Source organism: Bradyrhizobium daqingense (assembly GCF_021044685.1).
In the GTDB taxonomy this organism is placed as follows: Bacteria; Pseudomonadota; Alphaproteobacteria; order Rhizobiales; family Xanthobacteraceae; genus Bradyrhizobium; species Bradyrhizobium daqingense.
In genome coordinates, this window is record NZ_CP088014.1 from 7,833,534 (window position 1) to 7,849,556 (window position 16,023).

Sequence of the window (16,023 nt, forward strand, 5' to 3'; positions counted from 1 at the left end):
GGGGACACTCTGCTCCGCATCACGAGGCGCCCTCGAGCGCCGAAATGTCGCCAGGCTGTGCTGCCCGCCAGCAACAGCCCCATCGCAGGAATCCAGAGCGGCCACCGTCCGTAAGAGCAGACGCCGGCGCCTGCGGAGCCGCCAGTTCGCAGCGCGACGTTTGGGACGTGTTCAGCACCAGCGATTGCATTGCCGGTCAGGCTCCACACTTCAGACGGGCGCCTGGTAGCGAGGCAAGGCCCTGTCAACCACGCAGGTGTTGTCGACCGGACAGGCAGCGGCACATTGCGGTTCGTCAAAATGCCCCACGCATTCGCTGCATTTCGCCGCTTCAATGACAAAGTTTCCCCCCTTCTCCGAAATAGCAACGTTCGGGCATAAAGGCTCGCAAGCTGAGCAGCTCGTGCACTGCGAGGCGATGATTTTGAATGGCACATATTCCTCCTTACGCCGCAGAGATCCGATCTCCAGGCCAACGCGGGGGCACGCCGCGCTGCACATGCTGGATCTCCCCGCGCTTTACTTTGCCGACATAGGCCCTGAACCAAGCGATCGTCGACTTCTCAATGTACTCATAGGCGAATTGATCGACCGGCTCGATCCCAGCCTTGATCAGGCCGCTCTTGGGGCAGCCGCCGATCTTAGCCACGAAGACCGCGTGGCAGTCACGGATGTCGCGCATGATCACGGATAGCCTATCTTCCTCGCCATAGCCGGCCTGGCAGTAACCCTCCACACGACGTAGCCCGACGAACTTGGCGCCGGATGTGGAGAGCTCGTACAGTTGGAATTCCTTTGCATGTCCAAAGTGCTCGTTGATCAATCCCGAGCCCTTAGTTGCGACGGCTACTAGAACAGTGATCGCGCTCATCTCTCCGGAGACTCCCGCCAACTCCTTTTGACCGGCCGCGACTTTGGAGACGCGCTCATTCTCTACCCTTTTTTGATAAGCCTTGCGCATCTCTAGGTCATAATGGACGTCCATTTTCATCACCTGATCATTGGTGAACTCCGCGCTGCGATCCTCGCCGAGTAGACCGACCGCATCAGCGCGGCACTGCCGGCAATGCCGCATCATGTTTATCTTCCCTTCGCAAGCATCTTGCAGCGTCTTCAATTCTTGAGCCGTCGGACCGCGCTGACCGTTGAGGCCAAATGCTGTTCCGTGCTCGGGTACGGAGATCAGCGGCATGATATTGTGAAGGAAGGCACCGCGCGACGTGACCGCCTTGTTGACCTCGACCAGGTGGTCATCATTGATATTGGGGATCATCACCGAGTTGATCTTGCACAAAATGCCCCGTTCGCTAAGCATCTCGAGCCCTTGAAGCTGGCGATTGGTGAGTATCCTTGCCGCCTCGATGCCGGTGTATCGCTTGTGGTTGAAGAAGATCCATGGATAAATCTTGGCTCCGATTTCAGGATCGACCATGTTGATGGTGATGGTGACGTGGTCAACTTTGGCCCTCACGATGGTATCGACATAGTCTGGCAGCGCTAGTCCGTTGGTTGACAGACACAGCTTGATGTCAGGAGCAGCCTCGGTGACCAACGCGAGCGTTTTGAACGTCTTTGCTGGATTGGCCAGGGCATCGCCGGGACCAGCGATGCCAAGTACCGTCATCTGCGGAATGGTCGTCGCGACCGCGATCACTTTTCTCACTGCCTGCTCAGGGGTGAGCTTCTCGCTCACCACACCCGGACGCGATTCATTGGCGCAGTCGTATTTTCGGTTGCAGTAGTTGCACTGGATATTGCAGGCAGGTGCGACCGCGACATGCATGCGAGCGTAATGATGGTGCGCATCCTCGCTGTAACAGGGATGGTTTTTCACCCTTTCCCAGATTTCGACCGGCAGATCGCCTCGGCCGGCCTGCGAGCCGCAGCTCGCCCGCCCGGTCTTCGCCGAAGCGCGGCAGCCCTTATGCTCGGTTATGGACTGCATGATCTTCCCGCTATTGACCGCTGCTTTGATATATTTTCCGCGCTCCACGACCGAGATCACTCCCCTGCAAGCATCGACGCCCACAGATCATCCTAGAGCGCGCTTCAGGAAGATTAGCAACTTGCATGCCGTGGCGAGGATGATGCGAATGCAACCACAGTACACCGAGTAGGCGCAGCGATAGCGTTGGCACTTGCAAGACAGCAATGATGAGCTTGTTGGCAAAGCGACAGATGCGTCGCCATTCTCACTCGGGGCTCCATCTCGTGTGCTTTTCACTCTCGCGGGGCTCGCCCCGATCCAGCTCATCTGAACGGGCTTTCGCGCGCTGCCGCTCTCAATTGGCCCGATCCGAACTGGGGAAGCCGGACATCATAAGGCCAATACTAGGGCAACACGCGTCCGAATATGACAGGCAGCAATGAGGGCCAAAGATGATGGTGCAATCGCCTTGTCCCGACTGGCTGAGTAAACCCCGCCTCATCAATGCCGTCGCGGCGGGCCGACGTTTGCTGATCTTGATATGCTGCGCCGCAGCCAGTCGACCCCCAAAGCCCCGAGACAGCGCCGACTTACCGGCGAATAAGCCGACCGATGCATCTGGTGTGCTCAGCACATCGCATTTTCAATTCCCTGATGCCAGGACGAGAGAGACGACAATGATCTCGGTCCCCAGGGCGGGCGCCAAGGTCCGCGAGAGTAACCTTTGCATCCGCCGCATCGACAGCGCTCATCTCCGTGAGCGCTTCATGGATCGTCGCCGCTCTCATCCCGCTTCTTCGCGTCGATTGTGATCGGTAACCGTGTGTCGCTCGCCATCTCGGGCAAATCGAGCACCCAACCGTTAGCGACTTTGATCCAGCCGCCCCATAGGGTCTCGTACTCGGAGGCCACGATTGACTCTTCGATATCCTTTTTTGGCACGTAGATTGACAAGCCCGTGTCCGGAGAGCGGCGGATCATGATTTTCACGAGGTCTGCTCCCTGACCGTGGCGCGGGAGCTGGCGCGCATGCGAGTCACGATATCTGACACAGCGCACACGGCCTCATCGACTTCGGCGAGGGAGGTTTCGCGCGAAAGAGAAAAGCGCACGGCGCCGTGCATCCGCCACGCAGGCACCTGCATGGCACGCAGAACATGCGATGGCTGCATTGAGCCCGACCTGCAGGCTGACCCGAGCGATACGGCGATGCCCGCCCGGTTAAGACGGTGGGCAATCGCTTCACCTTCGAGATGGTCGAAGGCAATATTAGTCGTATTCGCCAAACGATTGCGAATGTCGCCAAGCACAACGCACTCGCCATTGCGCAAAATTCCCTGCTCAAGGCGGTCACGTAACGCGCCAATGCGGATGCGCTCGGGTTCAAGCCGCTCCGCCGCAAGTTCGGCAGCTTTTCCTAGTCCGACGATTCCGGGAATATTCTCGGTCCCAGCGCGCCGCCCTCGTTCCTGTGATCCGCCGCAGATCAGCGGCTGGAATTTTGTCCCTTTACGCAAATATAACGCACCTACCCCCTTCGGGCCGTGCAGTTTGTGCGCGGATAGTGAAAGCATGTCGATCGTGCTGTCCTTTAGGTTTAAGCGTACTTTACCAATGGCCTGCACCGCATCTGTGTGAAATAGCGCTCCCGCCTCACGGGTCCACCCGGCCAGACACTTCACGGGAAATATCGTTCCGGTCTCGTTATTGGCCCACATAACCGAGGCAATCGCTGTGCGTGGCCCAAGCGCGCAGCGAAACGCCTCGATGTCGAGCCGGCCGCAAGCATCTACGGCAATAATGCGCGTCTTGACTCCCCTTGCCGCCAATTGCTCCGTTAGCGCAAGTACGGCGGAGTGCTCAACCGAAGTGGTGACAACCTCGTCTCGACCTTCCTGGGTTGCAAGTGCCGAGAGGATTGCGGCATTATTGGCTTCGGTCCCTCCCGAGGTGAAGACGATTTCGTGATCGTATGCACTACCTAGCAGGCCGCTCAAGCTTCTCCGTGCCTGCCTCACCGCAATTGCGGCCTCGTTGCCAAAGGCATGCGCGGACGAGGCATTGCCGAATTGCTCAGTGAAGAAAGGCAACATGGTTTGCACGACGGATGGATCAGTTCGCGTCGTTGCATTGTTATCGAGGTAAATCGGCGCTCGATTCTCGCTCACTGCACCACCCCGCCTGCAGCAACAACGAGGACCAGGCGATCCAAACCTCCGATCTTACCTACCAGGTGCCCCTGAATCCCTTCTAGACTCACGCTCGGAAGCTTGTACGGCTTGCCAGCATTGTCGAGCCGCGCCAAGAGCATGCTGCTATCGTGCCGATCAGCTAACAGGCGCCAGCTTCGGCTTGGCGATTGGGTCCGATCTCTTCGTTCGCGCAGCGAACGGGACCCTCTCGCATCGTGGGGATCGACGAGTTCTTCAGTCGGTCTGGTTCGGCCGGTGTGGTTCATTGCCCTTTCCTTATCGCCTGATCAATGTTTCCATCAGCCGAATGATTTTCCACAGGAGCAGTTGGTGGCCGCGTTCGGGTTATGAAAGGTAAAGCCAGAGCTCTCCGGTGCCAGCACGAAATCGATGGTTGTGCCGGCCAGATGCTCTCGGCTCTTGCTATCGACAAACACCTTGAGCCCATCGCAGTCGATCACGGTGTCGTCAGGCTTTGGCTCATCGGCGATGCCCATCTTGTATTTGAATCCATTGCAGCCGCCTGCTTCGATCATGACGCGCAGACCACCCGCCCGCCGCTCCGAAGATGAAATCGCGCTCTTGATTGCATTGACTGCGCTATCGGTCAGGTTGATCACGTCTTTGCCTCGTCAGCTTAGGCCCAGCTAAGAGCAAGTCACGTGCCAGCGCGCAGACGCCTGATGATGCTCATTTCCGCGCCCCTTGGCTGGCAACGGATGTCGGGTTCCTGACAAGGCACGTAAGGCGGTGCCAGCCACCGGCGCGTTTTCTTTCCGAGCTTCACTGAACGCCGCCACGCAGGCGACGGCAGGCAATTTGCATCGCATCTGGCTCCGACAACGCGTCGGTGAAGAGCATAGATCAAGGACAGATTTAATGACCGCTATCGAGAACACTGCACTCGGCAGACTTGAGAAGGAGAGCCGCCTTCTCAACGCCGTATTCAAAGGCGCGACCACCAAGCCGGGTCGGTTCGGCTTTCGCGGCGACGTCGCACTAAAGTTCCAGACTCAGGTCGCGGACGAGAAACGACCGCCAGACTATTCCATTGAGCAGGTTCTGACGATCGCCCAAAACGGAGAACGCACTATCCCCGTGCTGGCCGGCTACCTACATTCCTTCGCGTATCTTGTTGACGTCGCGACCGTCCTCGACGGTGCCTTGAGCCCAATCGGCAGCTATTTCATTTTCTGCAACAACATCGATTTGCTGGCGAAGTATCGAGTTAAGCTCGGCGATATTAACTTCCACGTCTTACCCTGCGATGAATCCACGGTTTGGAAGGAGATGATGGACTTGGTCGGGCTGAACAAGGACGACATCAAGAAGCTCGATCCGGCCGGCAAGCTTGATTACCTCCTCGATGCCACAAGGGATCTCGATCTATCCTATGAGGAAATCTCGTATGACGACGGACTAAAGAGGATGGAGGCTGTGAAAAACCGCAACGAGAACCGCCCGGTCTGAGGGCGGTCTTCAGTTGTTGGCTCATGCATCGTCCTCCGCGAGATGCACACCGACGGCGCAGATGTCGCCATCCACAACTACCAACGCGATCGGCGTAAGCGCTCTACCTTGACATGGACCTTCGACGCACCGCCCGGTGCCGAGTTCGAAGGTCGAACCGTGCTTGCCGCACATCAGCCGGATACCGTTTGGATCGAGGAATTCGTTCTGCTCCCAGTCCAAATTGACGCTGTGGTGCGGGCATTTATTGACATAGCCAAGCACCTTCTTGCCCCATCGCACCACAATGATGGGCCACGGCCGGTGATTGCCGTCATCTTCGAGGACCATAAGATGAAATCCGATGGCCTGGCGGCTCGGAATGTCGTTAAAGCTGCAAATCGCATAGACGAGAGTTGGCTGCATAGGTTGCTCTTGCAAGACTTAATTGTCGCTGTGCAATTGCCCCTGCAATAACCGTACGAGCGCCGAAACGAATCGTGTCTGGTCATCCGACGCGCAAACTTGGCTATTTCAGCAGATCTCGTTGCACAGCGGCGTATATTTCAGACAAAGGCACATTGAGCCTTCTCGTTCCCTCCGTGCTAGCTGCAGAACTGCTGCTCCGCGCTCCGGGCTTGCCGGACGGCCAAACGCGGCGGATGTCGCTGCTGCTCGTTAATGGCCACGCCGCATAGCGGGGCCACGGTGCCCTCCGATGGCGTATGTCTCACGGCGTCGCGGCCTTCGCAGAAGAGCCATGTGCTCGCTTCCAGCCGGCGCAGGGCGCGCGCAGCGAGCGCGCGCCCCCTTTGAACTAAGACTGTTGCGCCCGCGCTTTGAACGGTCAAACGCCCATCACTTCAGGTTCGGTGTTGCTATTGCAGCCACCTTACTCCATGCGCGTTCGGCAACATGCACTTCAAGCAAGGTGACGGCTCATCGTGCAACAATTCGCTTTCGAAACTGAGTGTCGATATCACTGCTCTCAGCTTTCGAAAAATGGCTCAGGGTCGCCGTTGCGTTACTCCATGCTTAGCCCCGTGAAGACGCGCTCCAAATAGACTGACGGATCATCTTCGTCAGAATAGTCCGCCTGGACCGTCGATTCAGCGGCGGCATCATCATCCTCCACCTTACTAAGGTACTTCGTAGGCTTGCCTACTCGCTGCCACTGGTCGTTCTCATTCTTCGTCCACACCTCGGGATGCTGGTGAGGATCAAGCACCCAGTGATTTCGACCCACATGAACAAAACCCATTTCTGCTAGGCGGGGTTCCATGCCGGGCAAGCCTGGTTTTGACAAGATCAAGGGATCATCACCATCCTCTCTCAGCTGGTGCTCAAGCAAAATATCGCCCGCGTTCTCAACCAGGGGATGAGTGACCCGAAGGTCCACCACGGACGTGAGATCGTTGCGCCCAAACTTTTCCCGGAAGGTCTCCCCCTTGATCCGAACCGGACCTCCTGCTCTCAACAGGCCAACTGTTTCGTCACCCAATTGATAGCTGAAGAAGCGCACGGGCCTGGCTGGATCATAGTGAGTGGCGCTATAGCTGCCAGCAACCGTTGCTGCCCGCTCAGCTTTCTTTGATACGAAGTCTGAGTACTCTTGCGGATTAATGGCGATGTTCATGATGTCGCGGCCCAAAAATCTCCGCAGCCCTCGATCGAAGGAACGCTGGTCGATCTCAACAATGGGCGGACCGGAATTCAGATAGTACGCCCTTGTTTCAGATGACGACCCGCCTGGCTCCATACCTGCAAGTGTTTCCGCAAAGCGGGGGCTATCTCCCGGTTCATCAACTTGATTAGCGCTTGTGGATTGGCTGGATGAGCCAACGACTCTGCCATACATCAGATCGCTCTCCTATCGGCAACATTGCACGCGATTGAGCTCATGCCGCGCAAGCTCGCGTTCATAATATACAACCTAACTGACCACAACCTGACCTAAGCATCTGCCGGCGCTCGGAGGCTGCGGCTGCGCAATCCGCAAGCGAGTCACGCACCCGCTGGCCAGCAATCGCAGGCTGATAACGTGCGATATTGTCCGCGCTTGATCATCAAAAATGTGACGTTCAACGGCGCAGATCTGCAGCACCGCCCTTTACTTTCGGTCGTCGCTGCCATTGACCAATGCAGCCGTCTATCGAGGATCGGCGGCGTGCGCGCAGAATTGCTGCCCGGTGCTTTTGTCGCGGCGTCCGCGACTCGCACGTGCTATTGCACTGTCATCCAATTCGGAGCAGCACCATCCGGTCCCAGGATAGAATCGCGAAGACACAGGTGCCACCATCACATGCGCTTCAACGCGATCGGCGGCTATGATCGGCCGGACAATTGTAAAACCCGTGGACCGCGGCAGACTTTCGCTCCTGCCGATCCCGCAACCGAAGGCCACAGGATAGGATGAGCACGACTGGCTCCGAAGGAAGTGCCTATTCGGAAAACCGACTAGACGACCACGACGGTAATATGATCGCCCGCCCAAGGCCAAGTCGCTTTTCGAAAAAAACGCGGATCCTGCGATACGAGCGAGACTTGCAAGCAGGCGCCAGACAGCCGGTATGGCTTGCCTCGGGGCTGAGCAGCATTCGGCCATGCGCATCTCCGCTCGTTCCGTCTTGCCATTCAGGGAAAAAATCGGGCCATTCGGGCCGGCTGGCACGAGTCTCCGTTGCGGATTGACCTGATCCAGCGGGGCCTCCCTCCACGCGTGGCGAACGGGAGATAGATCCCCTTCGCTCATGCAGCTGCGGCTGGGACGTGGGTCTGGCAGCTGGCCGGGCAAACCCTATCGCACGCACCGCAGCCGATGCAGGCGCCCTGATCGTTCAGAACCATAATCTTTTTTTCGACTTCATCGTCCGCGTCATTGTCAAGGTTGACGAGTTCGCCCTCCTCGTTGATGCCTTTCAAAGTCATGACATCTTGACCGCACACCTTGAAACAGCGGCCACAGCCGATGCACTTCTTGGCATCGATCGAGGCTAGGTATTGTGGCATCCAGTCGCGGCCGTCTCGCGTTGCAAATGACATGCATTGCCCTTCAAGTATTTTCCAGCTCTTTTAGCTCGCGACTCTTGCGCTCCAGTTCGACATAGACATCGTACGCCTTCTGCGCCACCGCCATAATCGACGTCCAGTTGATGGGCAATTCTTCCGAAAGGTCGTGCAGATCCATCTTGGCCTGTATCGCCTTGGCGGACACTTTCTTTAGTTCGGCCTTCAGTATTTCACTGATCGCCCATGAGTGAGTATCCTCAATAGTTAGCCACGTCTGGAAATTTCCGAATCAGGCCAATTCCCTCGCTGACATATCTATCCCCCTCTTGAGCCAGCTTGACGCAATTATCGAATCCCAAGCGATGCACGTCGCGCAGCTGCTTGTTTACGGCGACCAACCGCCCTGCGATGAGCACTATGCGCCCGAAGCCTTCATGATGCAGCTTCAGGATCGGCTGAACCATAATGCCGGTCTCCCTCTCTACTGACAGGCCGACCGCATTGAAGAACAACTCAAGCCGCCATAGTGTATTGGGATCGGGATCACCGATGATCGGCAATGCGCGTCGTCTCTCCCTGTTCAGGATATAGGGTTCGAGCAGATCAAGGTCGCTCTTCCCTTCCCAGGCTTCATTGGTATCCTGGGCGCGCCAAAGCTTGACTAACTCGATTAGAAATGGTGCGTCGACGACGCTGCCCTGCTGCGCTATTTTTGCGGTCATATCATCTCATTCGTCGAACTCAAACGATCGCGGTTGGTCCTTTGCAAGGACCTTGCGCAGCCAGGGAGGTGGCGTGCCCTTCAGCACCGACTCGAGCTTTTCCAGCAACACGTGAATGCTTTCCGGTTTGCTCACCTTGATAGGATGAATTTTGCTGGCCACCACTCGCGCAGCCGCGGCACCACCAATGGCCGCGACGTATAGGATGGCGCAATCCTTGATCGCCTGGATCTTTGGCGCCAACTTGTCACCACTGCCGTCCTCCTCAAGATCGCCCTCAAACTCGATAGCTTTAAGAAAGACATGCCCGCTGGGCGCGACATCGTAGATTGCAATATTCTTTGCCCAGCCAAAATGAGCATCGACGCGTCTCAGATCCTGAGTGGCAAAAGCGACCTTCATGCAATTGACCTTTCAGGCGCGCCAGTGGAGCGGCGATGCCCCACGTGTTGTGGCAGTCCGGGCGTGGTCCGCCACCTATCGGGTGTAGGTCGGTCATTCTCGTCGCGATGCGCGATCACGAGATTGGCGATTTGGAAGATCACATTGCGGGTACCACGATAGCCGACGGATACTTGGTGGCCCGCGCCAAGCCGATCGAATATCGGAAAACCTACGCGATAGAACGGCACTTTCAGCCGCCCCGCCGCTTGCCTTCCATGCGAATGCGTGATCAGCAGATCGCAATGCTTTTCTTTTGCAAATCCTTCCAGATCTTCGAGGTCACCAATGAGAACCTCCTTGGTCCTGATTCGCTCGATCACCTCAGACTGAGTGGTCGTCACGGCGACGGTCACCTGCGCGCCCATATCGTGCAGCATGCCGGATAAATCGAACAGAAGGTCTGGCTCGGCACCGATCGCGACTTTGCGGCCGCCAATATGGAAGTGCGCGTCCAACATAGCATCGGCGAGCTGACTGCGCTGGCGTCGATATTTCGAGGGTATCGGGCGCCCGCTAATCTCGCTCAAAAACATCATGAAATCGTCGTTTGGATGAAGACCACACAGTCGCTCGAACACACGAAAAGGCACCCCGGTTTTAGTCTGCATGACCTCAGCCGCGCGCTGCATCTGCGCACCGATTGCAATGGTCCACCCTGCGCGCCCCATGCTCGCGATCTCGTCGACGTCAATGCCGCCGATGGTCGTTGACGTAAACTCATCGGGGATATGCCCGTCGAGCGATCCCGCCAAGTCAGGGAGAAAGGAGGGGTACAATCCGAAATCCTCCAGCAAGGCACGGAGTTCATCAAGGTCGCCGGGCGTCAGGTGACACCCCGGTAGAACATTTACCTTCGAGGGATCCCGCAGGCCATTGGCACTTGGCCGGTCCACCAGCACCTCCACCATGCGTGCAACTGCCTTCTCCCACCCATCCTGGAACGCGCCCTTGAAATCAGGCGTTGATACATATACGAGCGGCAACTTTGTGAGTTGCGGATACGCACTCCGGATTAGTTTGAGGTACGCTTCCACATCGTCGCCGTTGGTCTCGGTGACACCGGTCGAGCAGATTCCGATGATCTTCGGCTTAGCGCGCTTGGAGATGTTAAGTATCGCCTGCTCCAAATTTTCATATCCGCCGAGTACGGTCGCGACCTCGCTCATCGCGGTGGTCTGCAGCGGTATTGCTTCTTTGAAGTGCCGGACAAAGAGCGTGAGACCGAAGGATGTGCACCCCTGTGAGCCGTGCAGAAGCGGCATCGCACCGCGCAAACCCATGAAGGCGTATGCGCCGCCGATCGGCTGGCTCATCTTCAGCGGGTTGACAACGCAGGCTTTTGTCGGCGCCGTGACCAGGGCCATGGCGACTCCCTACTCTGCGGCCTGTCGCATATCAGATGGCTCGGACATCAACATATCTTCGATGCGTCCTTGACAGCAGCCACCGGCCGCATTGGTATGCTCTCGGACCGCTGCGACGCTCCTCAAGCCGTGCACGGAGATTGCGTCCTCAATCGTGCCCAGATCAACCCTGTTACACACGCAGATATTCCTCGCGCGGCGCGCTGTTTCGGCGAGGACCGGATCGCCGGCGATCGCGGCCATGGACTGCATCTGCTCCCGCGCTTTGGCCAAAGCCTCCCATGGCGCTGGCCGACGTAGCTGCTCCCACATCGGGCTTGAGAGCGAATTATCGATCTCCTCCACCAGCTTGACTATTCCGGCATAGCCCATATAGGCGTGGCAACGCTCCTGGTTGATATCGACCCATGGCACCGCCGCCTTCAGCGCGACAAATTGCGACTTGCCGCCCGATAGCATGATGTCCGCTTCTGCGTCCTTCAACATCTTGTACATTTCGCGCGCAGTCATGTCGTCGATCATGTGGGCATCCTGCCCCATGAGCTCCTTGATGCGCTCCTTGTCTTCCATGGTCGATTTCTTCACACTGGTTCCGACTAATTCCAGCCCGGCTTCCTGGAGCGCCGAGACGACCGACCATGACTTGACACCGCCGGTCATTAACAAGGCCCTTTTGCCTTCGAGTCGCGGCTTGTACGGCTGGATGGCAGCCCACGCCCGCGCTTCCTCGCGCGCGATCACCGCTTCGGTGCGCCCGAGCAGATCTGCCGGGGCGCCGCGCTCAACCAATAAGCGGGCGATCTGGCGTAGCGATTCGCTTGAATCCTGAATACCGTAGAACGACCCCTCGAAGAATGGGATCCCGTAACGTTGCTCCATCTTGCGTGCCACGTTGATCATGGATTTTGAGCACACCAACATTGCCGCCCGCGCGCGATGAGATGAAGCGACTTCGCGGTATTTGCCATCGCCCGAAATGCAGCAGAGAATTCGCACTCCAAGCTCGTCTAACACTGGCTTCACCTGCCAGAGCTCTCCTGAAAGGTTGTATTCTCCGATCAGATTGATGTCGTACGGCGTGGTGTAGTCCGGTTCTCGCGTGCCGATCACGTAGTCGAGCAAGGCTTCGCCCGCGAGCTTGTTACCGAGGTTTTTCGAACCGGCGAAGCCCGGAGAATTGATCGGGATCACCGGTTTTGAGAATCTTCGCGACGCTGCCTTGCAGACTGCATTGATGTCATCGCCGATCATCGCCGGGATGCAGGTTTGATAGACGAAGATTGCGGGCGGATCGCACTTGTCGATGATCTCCTTGATCGCTTTGCACAGCCGCTTCTCGCCTCCGAATACAATATCGGTTTCGCTCAAATCGGTTGTGAAAGCGGTGCGCCACAAATCCGAGCCGGACGACGCCGCGCCGCGATTGTCCCAGGAATTACCTTCGCACGCGATCGGGCCATGTACCAAGTGAGCGACATCGGTGAACGGCTGCAGCGCAACCTTCGCGCCGTCGAAAGCACAGCCACCCGCAGCGCTACCCGGCTGCAACTGTCTGGTACAGCCGTTCCTGCGTTCCGCCTCAGACTTACTGCCATTCTTGGCGCAGCCCGGCTCGTCGAAGATATCCTGGACCGTGGCCGCCAGTGAACTCATCCTGCTTCCTCTCAGGGCAACAAATTGTAAACTCAACCGTTATGTGCTCGTGCCATCGTCCAGTCCTGGACGATGGCACGTGTAGTTGCTCATCAACGAATGATGTCGAAGCTGTAGTCGGTTTTGCCAAGAATGTTGGTCTTGTTGTCGATCTCGTCGAAGATCTTGTCCAGGATCTTGACCAGCACATTCAGACCGCCCTGATAGCCCCATATGGGGGAGCGGTGATGGTGATGCCGGTCGAAAATCGGAAAGCCGATGCGGATTAGTGGCGTTGCGGTATCACGCTCCAGATACTTCCCATAGGTGTTGCCAATCAGAAAATCGACCGGCTCGGTGAACAAGAGTGAACGCATGTGCCAGAGATCCCGCCCCGGATAGACTTGGCAGCCCTGTCCAAATGGCGAGCTTGCAAGCAGCGCCTGCATTTTCTCCTGCCACGCTTTGTTGCCATTGGTGGACAGCACATGGGTCGGCTCGGCGCCGAGTTCGAGCAGAAACGCAGCCAATCCATAGCAAAGATCCGGATCGCCATAGATCGCGAACTTTTTGCCATGAACATGAGCGCTTGAGTCGGCAATGGCATCAACCAAGCGGCCACGTTCTCGCGCGAGTTGCTCCGGAATCTCCTTGCCGCTGATGCGTGACAGCGCGACGATAAAGTCATCCGTTGCTGATAAGCCTACCGGGTAGTTGAAGGATAGAACGTCCTGGCCATGCTCTGCCGCAAATGACAGCGTTTTTTCCGTGCACCATTGCTGCATGGAGATGGTCGCCTTGGCGTGAATCGCGTTCGCCGCATCCTTCAGCGTCGTACCACCGTCATACATCCGGAATTCGCCGTCTGTCGGAGTGTCGAACACTTCAGAATTGTCGGCGAGAACTGTGTGCTGGATGCCCATCAATTCCAAGATGCGCTTAATCTCGCGAAGGTTCCCGACGGTATATCCATCGAACCCGCCAATGATGTTGATCGCTCCATTCGGTTTGCGCTCCAGCTTCGGCGCTGTTCCGGCCTTGCCGTCCCAAAAATGCTCCAGAATGCCTTTGAGGGCATTGTCGTAGCCGGTGACGTGACTGCCAACGAATGCGGGCGTGTGGGCGAACGGCACGTCGAAGTCTGCCGGAACCGAGCCCTTTTCTTTCGACGTCTTGATGAAGGCGTTCAGGTCATCGCCGATCACTTCGGCCATGCAGGTTGTGGAAACCGCAATCATCTTGGGCTTGTACATCTTGTAGCTGTTCGCGAGCCCGTCGGTCATGTTGTTCAGACCGCCGAATACGGCAGCATCTTCCGTCATTGATGAAGAGACACAGGAGCTAGGCTCCTTGAAGTGCCGCGACAAATGACTGCGGTAATAGGCCACACAGCCTTGGCTGCCGTGGACGAAGGGCAGCGTGCGCTCAAAGCCGACAGAGGCGAATACGGCGCCAAGCGGCTGACACGCCTTCGCCGGATTTACCGCCAGCGCCTCCCGCGCGAAGTTTTTTTCGCGATATTCGGCCGTTTTGGTCCATTCCTTGATACGTTCGACCTCGGCAGGATCGCGCGGATTCTCGAATATCTTCTTCTTCGCCAGCATTTGCTGGTATTCTGGACCGCGGAACAGTTCGACATGATCGAGCACGTGTTCGGCACTCTGCGGCATCGGTGAAATCCTTCACTATCAGATTGGAATCGCCCGGGCTTTCCCGGAGAGCGAGACGAGTTGCGTTATTCTGCAGCCTGGAGCTTGGCGCTCGGCGCTTCCTTCCAGGGAGCTTTCGTTCTTTTCCAAATTGGCGAGTTGACGGCCATGTCCATGTCGCGCGCGAAGATCGCAAAGCCGTCATAACCGTGATATGGACCCGAATAGTCCCACGAATGCATCTGCCGGAACGGCACACTCATCTTTTGGAAAACGTACTTTTCCTTGATGCCTGAGCCGACAAGATCAGGCTGGAGTTTTTCGACGAAGCGCTCGAACTCATAGCCATTGACGTCATCATAGATGAGGGTGCTGTCTTTCACGTAGTGCTGAGCTGTGCGCTGATAGTCGTCGTTGTGACCGAACTCGTAGCCAGTGCCAATGACGTCCATCCCGAGGTCCTCGTACGCGCCAATCACATGACGCGGACGAAGGCCGCCGACGTACAGCATCACCGTCTTGCCCTCGAGGCGCGGGCGATATTTTGCAATCACGGCGTCCACCAGCGGCTGATACTTCTCGATCACTCGCTCGGCGCCTTCCTTGATCTTGTCGTCAAAATAACCCGCAATCCTGCGCAGTGAGTCCGCGATCTTTGAAGGTCCGAAGAAGTTGTACTCGCACCAAGGGATGCCGAACTTCTCTTCCATGTGGCGTGAGATATAGTTCATGGAACGGTAGCAATGCAGAATGTTGAGCTTTGCCTTCGGCGTTGCTTCGAGCTCGGCCAGTGAACCGTCGCCGGACCACTGCGCGATTACCCGTAGTCCCATCTCTTCAAGCAGAATTCGCGATGACCAAGCATCGCCGCCGATATTGTAGTCTCCGATGATCGCAACATCGTATGGTGTCGGCTCGAACTTTGGTTTGCCCTCGGCCTCGATATGCCCGAAAATCCAATCGCGTACCGCATCGTTTGCAATGTGATGGCCTAGTGACTGCGACACACCCCGAAAGCCCTCACAACGGACCGGCACGATGGTCTTGCCTCCATATTCTTTGGATTTCGCCCTTGACACCGCCTCGATATCGTCACCGATCAACCCTACCGGGCACTCTGATTGTATCGTAATGCCGTTGTTGAGTGGAAACAGCTCTTGGATTTCATCAAGGATTTTGTCCAGTTTCTTGTCGCCGCCAAATACGATATCCTTTTCCTGGAAGTCGGAGGTGAACTGCAGAGTCACGAAGCTATCGATGCCCGTGGTGCCAACGTAATAGTTGCGCCGCGAGCCCCATGAATATTGGCCGCAGCCAACCGGGCCATGGCTGATATGAACCATGTCCTTGATTGGTCCCCAGACCACCCCCTTCGACCCTGCATAGGCGCACCCTCTTATCGTCATCACGCCGGGTATGGATTTGATGTTGGACTTCACCCCGCAGTCCGACTTACCTGCTTGGTGCACGTTGAGGTGCTTGGCACGCCTTTTCGCGGTTTTCTCCGGATAGACCTTCAGCACCTCCTCGATCAGCTCTTTGTTGCGAGCCCTGATTTCTGCGACGCTGTTGGTCGTGGCGAGACTCATCTGGTGTCCTTTAAAAGGTTAGCTGTTGGGAGGGCGGCTTCTTGAT

At 57.0% G+C, this 16,023-nt stretch carries 16 protein-coding genes; 1 reads left to right on the forward strand and 15 read right to left on the reverse strand.

Annotated features, from left to right (window positions below):
- Window positions 1-210 precede the first annotated feature (210 nt).
- The 5 genes from LPJ38_RS37105 to LPJ38_RS37125 all read right to left on the reverse strand — a co-directional run bounded on the left by LPJ38_RS37105 (window position 211) and on the right by LPJ38_RS37125 (window position 4,739).
- The gene (locus LPJ38_RS37105; RefSeq protein ID WP_011084569.1) at window positions 211-435 is read right to left on the reverse strand and encodes a 4Fe-4S binding protein; all 225 of its coding nucleotides are present in this window, start codon (window positions 433-435) and stop codon (window positions 211-213) included.
- A 10-nt stretch (window positions 436-445) separates the two neighbouring features.
- Entirely contained in the window at window positions 446-1,945 is a 1,500-nt protein-coding gene (gene nifB / locus LPJ38_RS37110) for a nitrogenase cofactor biosynthesis protein NifB (protein ID WP_011084568.1), read from the reverse strand.
- A gap of 747 nt (window positions 1,946-2,692) precedes the next feature.
- Window positions 2,693-2,917 carry a putative nitrogen fixation protein NifT gene (gene nifT, locus LPJ38_RS37115; protein WP_011084566.1) on the reverse strand — a complete coding sequence of 75 codons (225 nt, stop codon included), beginning with the start codon at window positions 2,915-2,917 and terminating at the stop codon, window positions 2,693-2,695.
- Entirely contained in the window at window positions 2,914-4,095 is a 1,182-nt protein-coding gene (gene nifS / locus LPJ38_RS37120; protein ID WP_011084565.1) for a cysteine desulfurase NifS, read from the reverse strand. Before nifS ends, nifT begins: the two co-directional genes overlap by 4 nt.
- Before the next feature lie 323 nt (window positions 4,096-4,418).
- The gene (locus LPJ38_RS37125; protein ID WP_011084564.1) at window positions 4,419-4,739 is read right to left on the reverse strand and encodes an iron-sulfur cluster assembly accessory protein; all 321 of its coding nucleotides are present in this window, start codon (window positions 4,737-4,739) and stop codon (window positions 4,419-4,421) included.
- Between the two features lie 259 nt (window positions 4,740-4,998).
- On the opposite strand from LPJ38_RS37125, the gene LPJ38_RS37130 reads away from it, so the two are divergent.
- Entirely contained in the window at window positions 4,999-5,589 is a 591-nt protein-coding gene (locus LPJ38_RS37130) for a hypothetical protein (protein ID WP_014497969.1), read from the forward strand.
- Between the two features lie 21 nt (window positions 5,590-5,610).
- On the opposite strand, the gene LPJ38_RS37135 is transcribed toward LPJ38_RS37130, so the two are convergent.
- From LPJ38_RS37135 to nifD, 10 genes are all read right to left on the reverse strand, one after another.
- Window positions 5,611-5,994: a Rieske (2Fe-2S) protein gene (locus LPJ38_RS37135; RefSeq protein ID WP_011084562.1), complete on the reverse strand. Its 384-nt coding sequence runs from the start codon at window positions 5,992-5,994 to the stop codon at window positions 5,611-5,613.
- A gap of 598 nt (window positions 5,995-6,592) precedes the next feature.
- Window positions 6,593-7,426 carry a host specificity protein gene (locus tag LPJ38_RS37140; protein WP_223153749.1) on the reverse strand — a complete coding sequence of 278 codons (834 nt, stop codon included), beginning with the start codon at window positions 7,424-7,426 and terminating at the stop codon, window positions 6,593-6,595.
- 890 nt (window positions 7,427-8,316) lie between these two features.
- The gene (fdxB, locus tag LPJ38_RS37145; RefSeq protein ID WP_011084559.1) at window positions 8,317-8,610 is read right to left on the reverse strand and encodes a ferredoxin III, nif-specific; all 294 of its coding nucleotides are present in this window, start codon (window positions 8,608-8,610) and stop codon (window positions 8,317-8,319) included.
- Between the two features lie 10 nt (window positions 8,611-8,620).
- Window positions 8,621-8,782 (reverse strand): CCE_0567 family metalloprotein, encoded by a 162-nt coding sequence (locus tag LPJ38_RS37150; protein WP_011084558.1) that lies wholly within the window; start codon window positions 8,780-8,782, stop codon window positions 8,621-8,623.
- A gap of 52 nt (window positions 8,783-8,834) precedes the next feature.
- Window positions 8,835-9,299: a NifX-associated nitrogen fixation protein gene (locus tag LPJ38_RS37155; protein WP_011084557.1), complete on the reverse strand. Its 465-nt coding sequence runs from the start codon at window positions 9,297-9,299 to the stop codon at window positions 8,835-8,837.
- A gap of 6 nt (window positions 9,300-9,305) precedes the next feature.
- Window positions 9,306-9,701, reverse strand: a complete 396-nt coding sequence (gene nifX, locus LPJ38_RS37160; protein WP_011084556.1) for a nitrogen fixation protein NifX — start codon at window positions 9,699-9,701, stop codon at window positions 9,306-9,308.
- A complete protein-coding gene (gene nifN, locus LPJ38_RS37165) occupies window positions 9,698-11,107 on the reverse strand; it encodes a nitrogenase iron-molybdenum cofactor biosynthesis protein NifN (protein WP_011084555.1) in 1,410 nt (469 codons plus the stop codon). Before nifN ends, nifX begins: the two co-directional genes overlap by 4 nt.
- Before the next feature lie 9 nt (window positions 11,108-11,116).
- Window positions 11,117-12,760, reverse strand: a complete 1,644-nt coding sequence (gene nifE / locus LPJ38_RS37170) for a nitrogenase iron-molybdenum cofactor biosynthesis protein NifE (RefSeq protein WP_011084554.1) — start codon at window positions 12,758-12,760, stop codon at window positions 11,117-11,119.
- 92 nt (window positions 12,761-12,852) lie between these two features.
- Entirely contained in the window at window positions 12,853-14,409 is a 1,557-nt protein-coding gene (gene nifK, locus LPJ38_RS37175; protein WP_011084553.1) for a nitrogenase molybdenum-iron protein subunit beta, read from the reverse strand.
- A 65-nt stretch (window positions 14,410-14,474) separates the two neighbouring features.
- Window positions 14,475-15,977 carry a nitrogenase molybdenum-iron protein alpha chain gene (gene nifD, locus LPJ38_RS37180; RefSeq protein ID WP_011084552.1) on the reverse strand — a complete coding sequence of 501 codons (1,503 nt, stop codon included), beginning with the start codon at window positions 15,975-15,977 and terminating at the stop codon, window positions 14,475-14,477.
- Window positions 15,978-16,023: the final 46 nt, after the last annotated feature.

What these genes read in the sequence shown, in the direction of transcription:
- nifK (WP_011084553.1), bottom strand. Translation starts at nt 14,409, where the DNA reads ATGCCGCAGAGTGCCGAACACGTGCTCGATCATGTCGAACTGTTCCGC.
- LPJ38_RS37140 (WP_223153749.1), bottom strand. Translation starts at nt 7,426, where the DNA reads ATGTATGGCAGAGTCGTTGGCTCATCCAGCCAATCCACAAGCGCTAAT.
- LPJ38_RS37135 (WP_011084562.1), bottom strand. Translation starts at nt 5,994, where the DNA reads ATGCAGCCAACTCTCGTCTATGCGATTTGCAGCTTTAACGACATTCCG.
- fdxB (WP_011084559.1), bottom strand. Translation starts at nt 8,610, where the DNA reads ATGTCATTTGCAACGCGAGACGGCCGCGACTGGATGCCACAATACCTA.
- nifN (WP_011084555.1), bottom strand. Translation starts at nt 11,107, where the DNA reads ATGGCCCTGGTCACGGCGCCGACAAAAGCCTGCGTTGTCAACCCGCTG.
- LPJ38_RS37130 (WP_014497969.1), top strand. Translation starts at nt 4,999, where the DNA reads ATGACCGCTATCGAGAACACTGCACTCGGCAGACTTGAGAAGGAGAGC.
- nifD (WP_011084552.1), bottom strand. Translation starts at nt 15,977, where the DNA reads ATGAGTCTCGCCACGACCAACAGCGTCGCAGAAATCAGGGCTCGCAAC.
- nifE (WP_011084554.1), bottom strand. Translation starts at nt 12,760, where the DNA reads ATGAGTTCACTGGCGGCCACGGTCCAGGATATCTTCGACGAGCCGGGC.
- nifX (WP_011084556.1), bottom strand. Translation starts at nt 9,701, where the DNA reads ATGAAGGTCGCTTTTGCCACTCAGGATCTGAGACGCGTCGATGCTCAT.
- LPJ38_RS37155 (WP_011084557.1), bottom strand. Translation starts at nt 9,299, where the DNA reads ATGACCGCAAAAATAGCGCAGCAGGGCAGCGTCGTCGACGCACCATTT.
- nifB (WP_011084568.1), bottom strand. Translation starts at nt 1,945, where the DNA reads ATGCAGTCCATAACCGAGCATAAGGGCTGCCGCGCTTCGGCGAAGACC.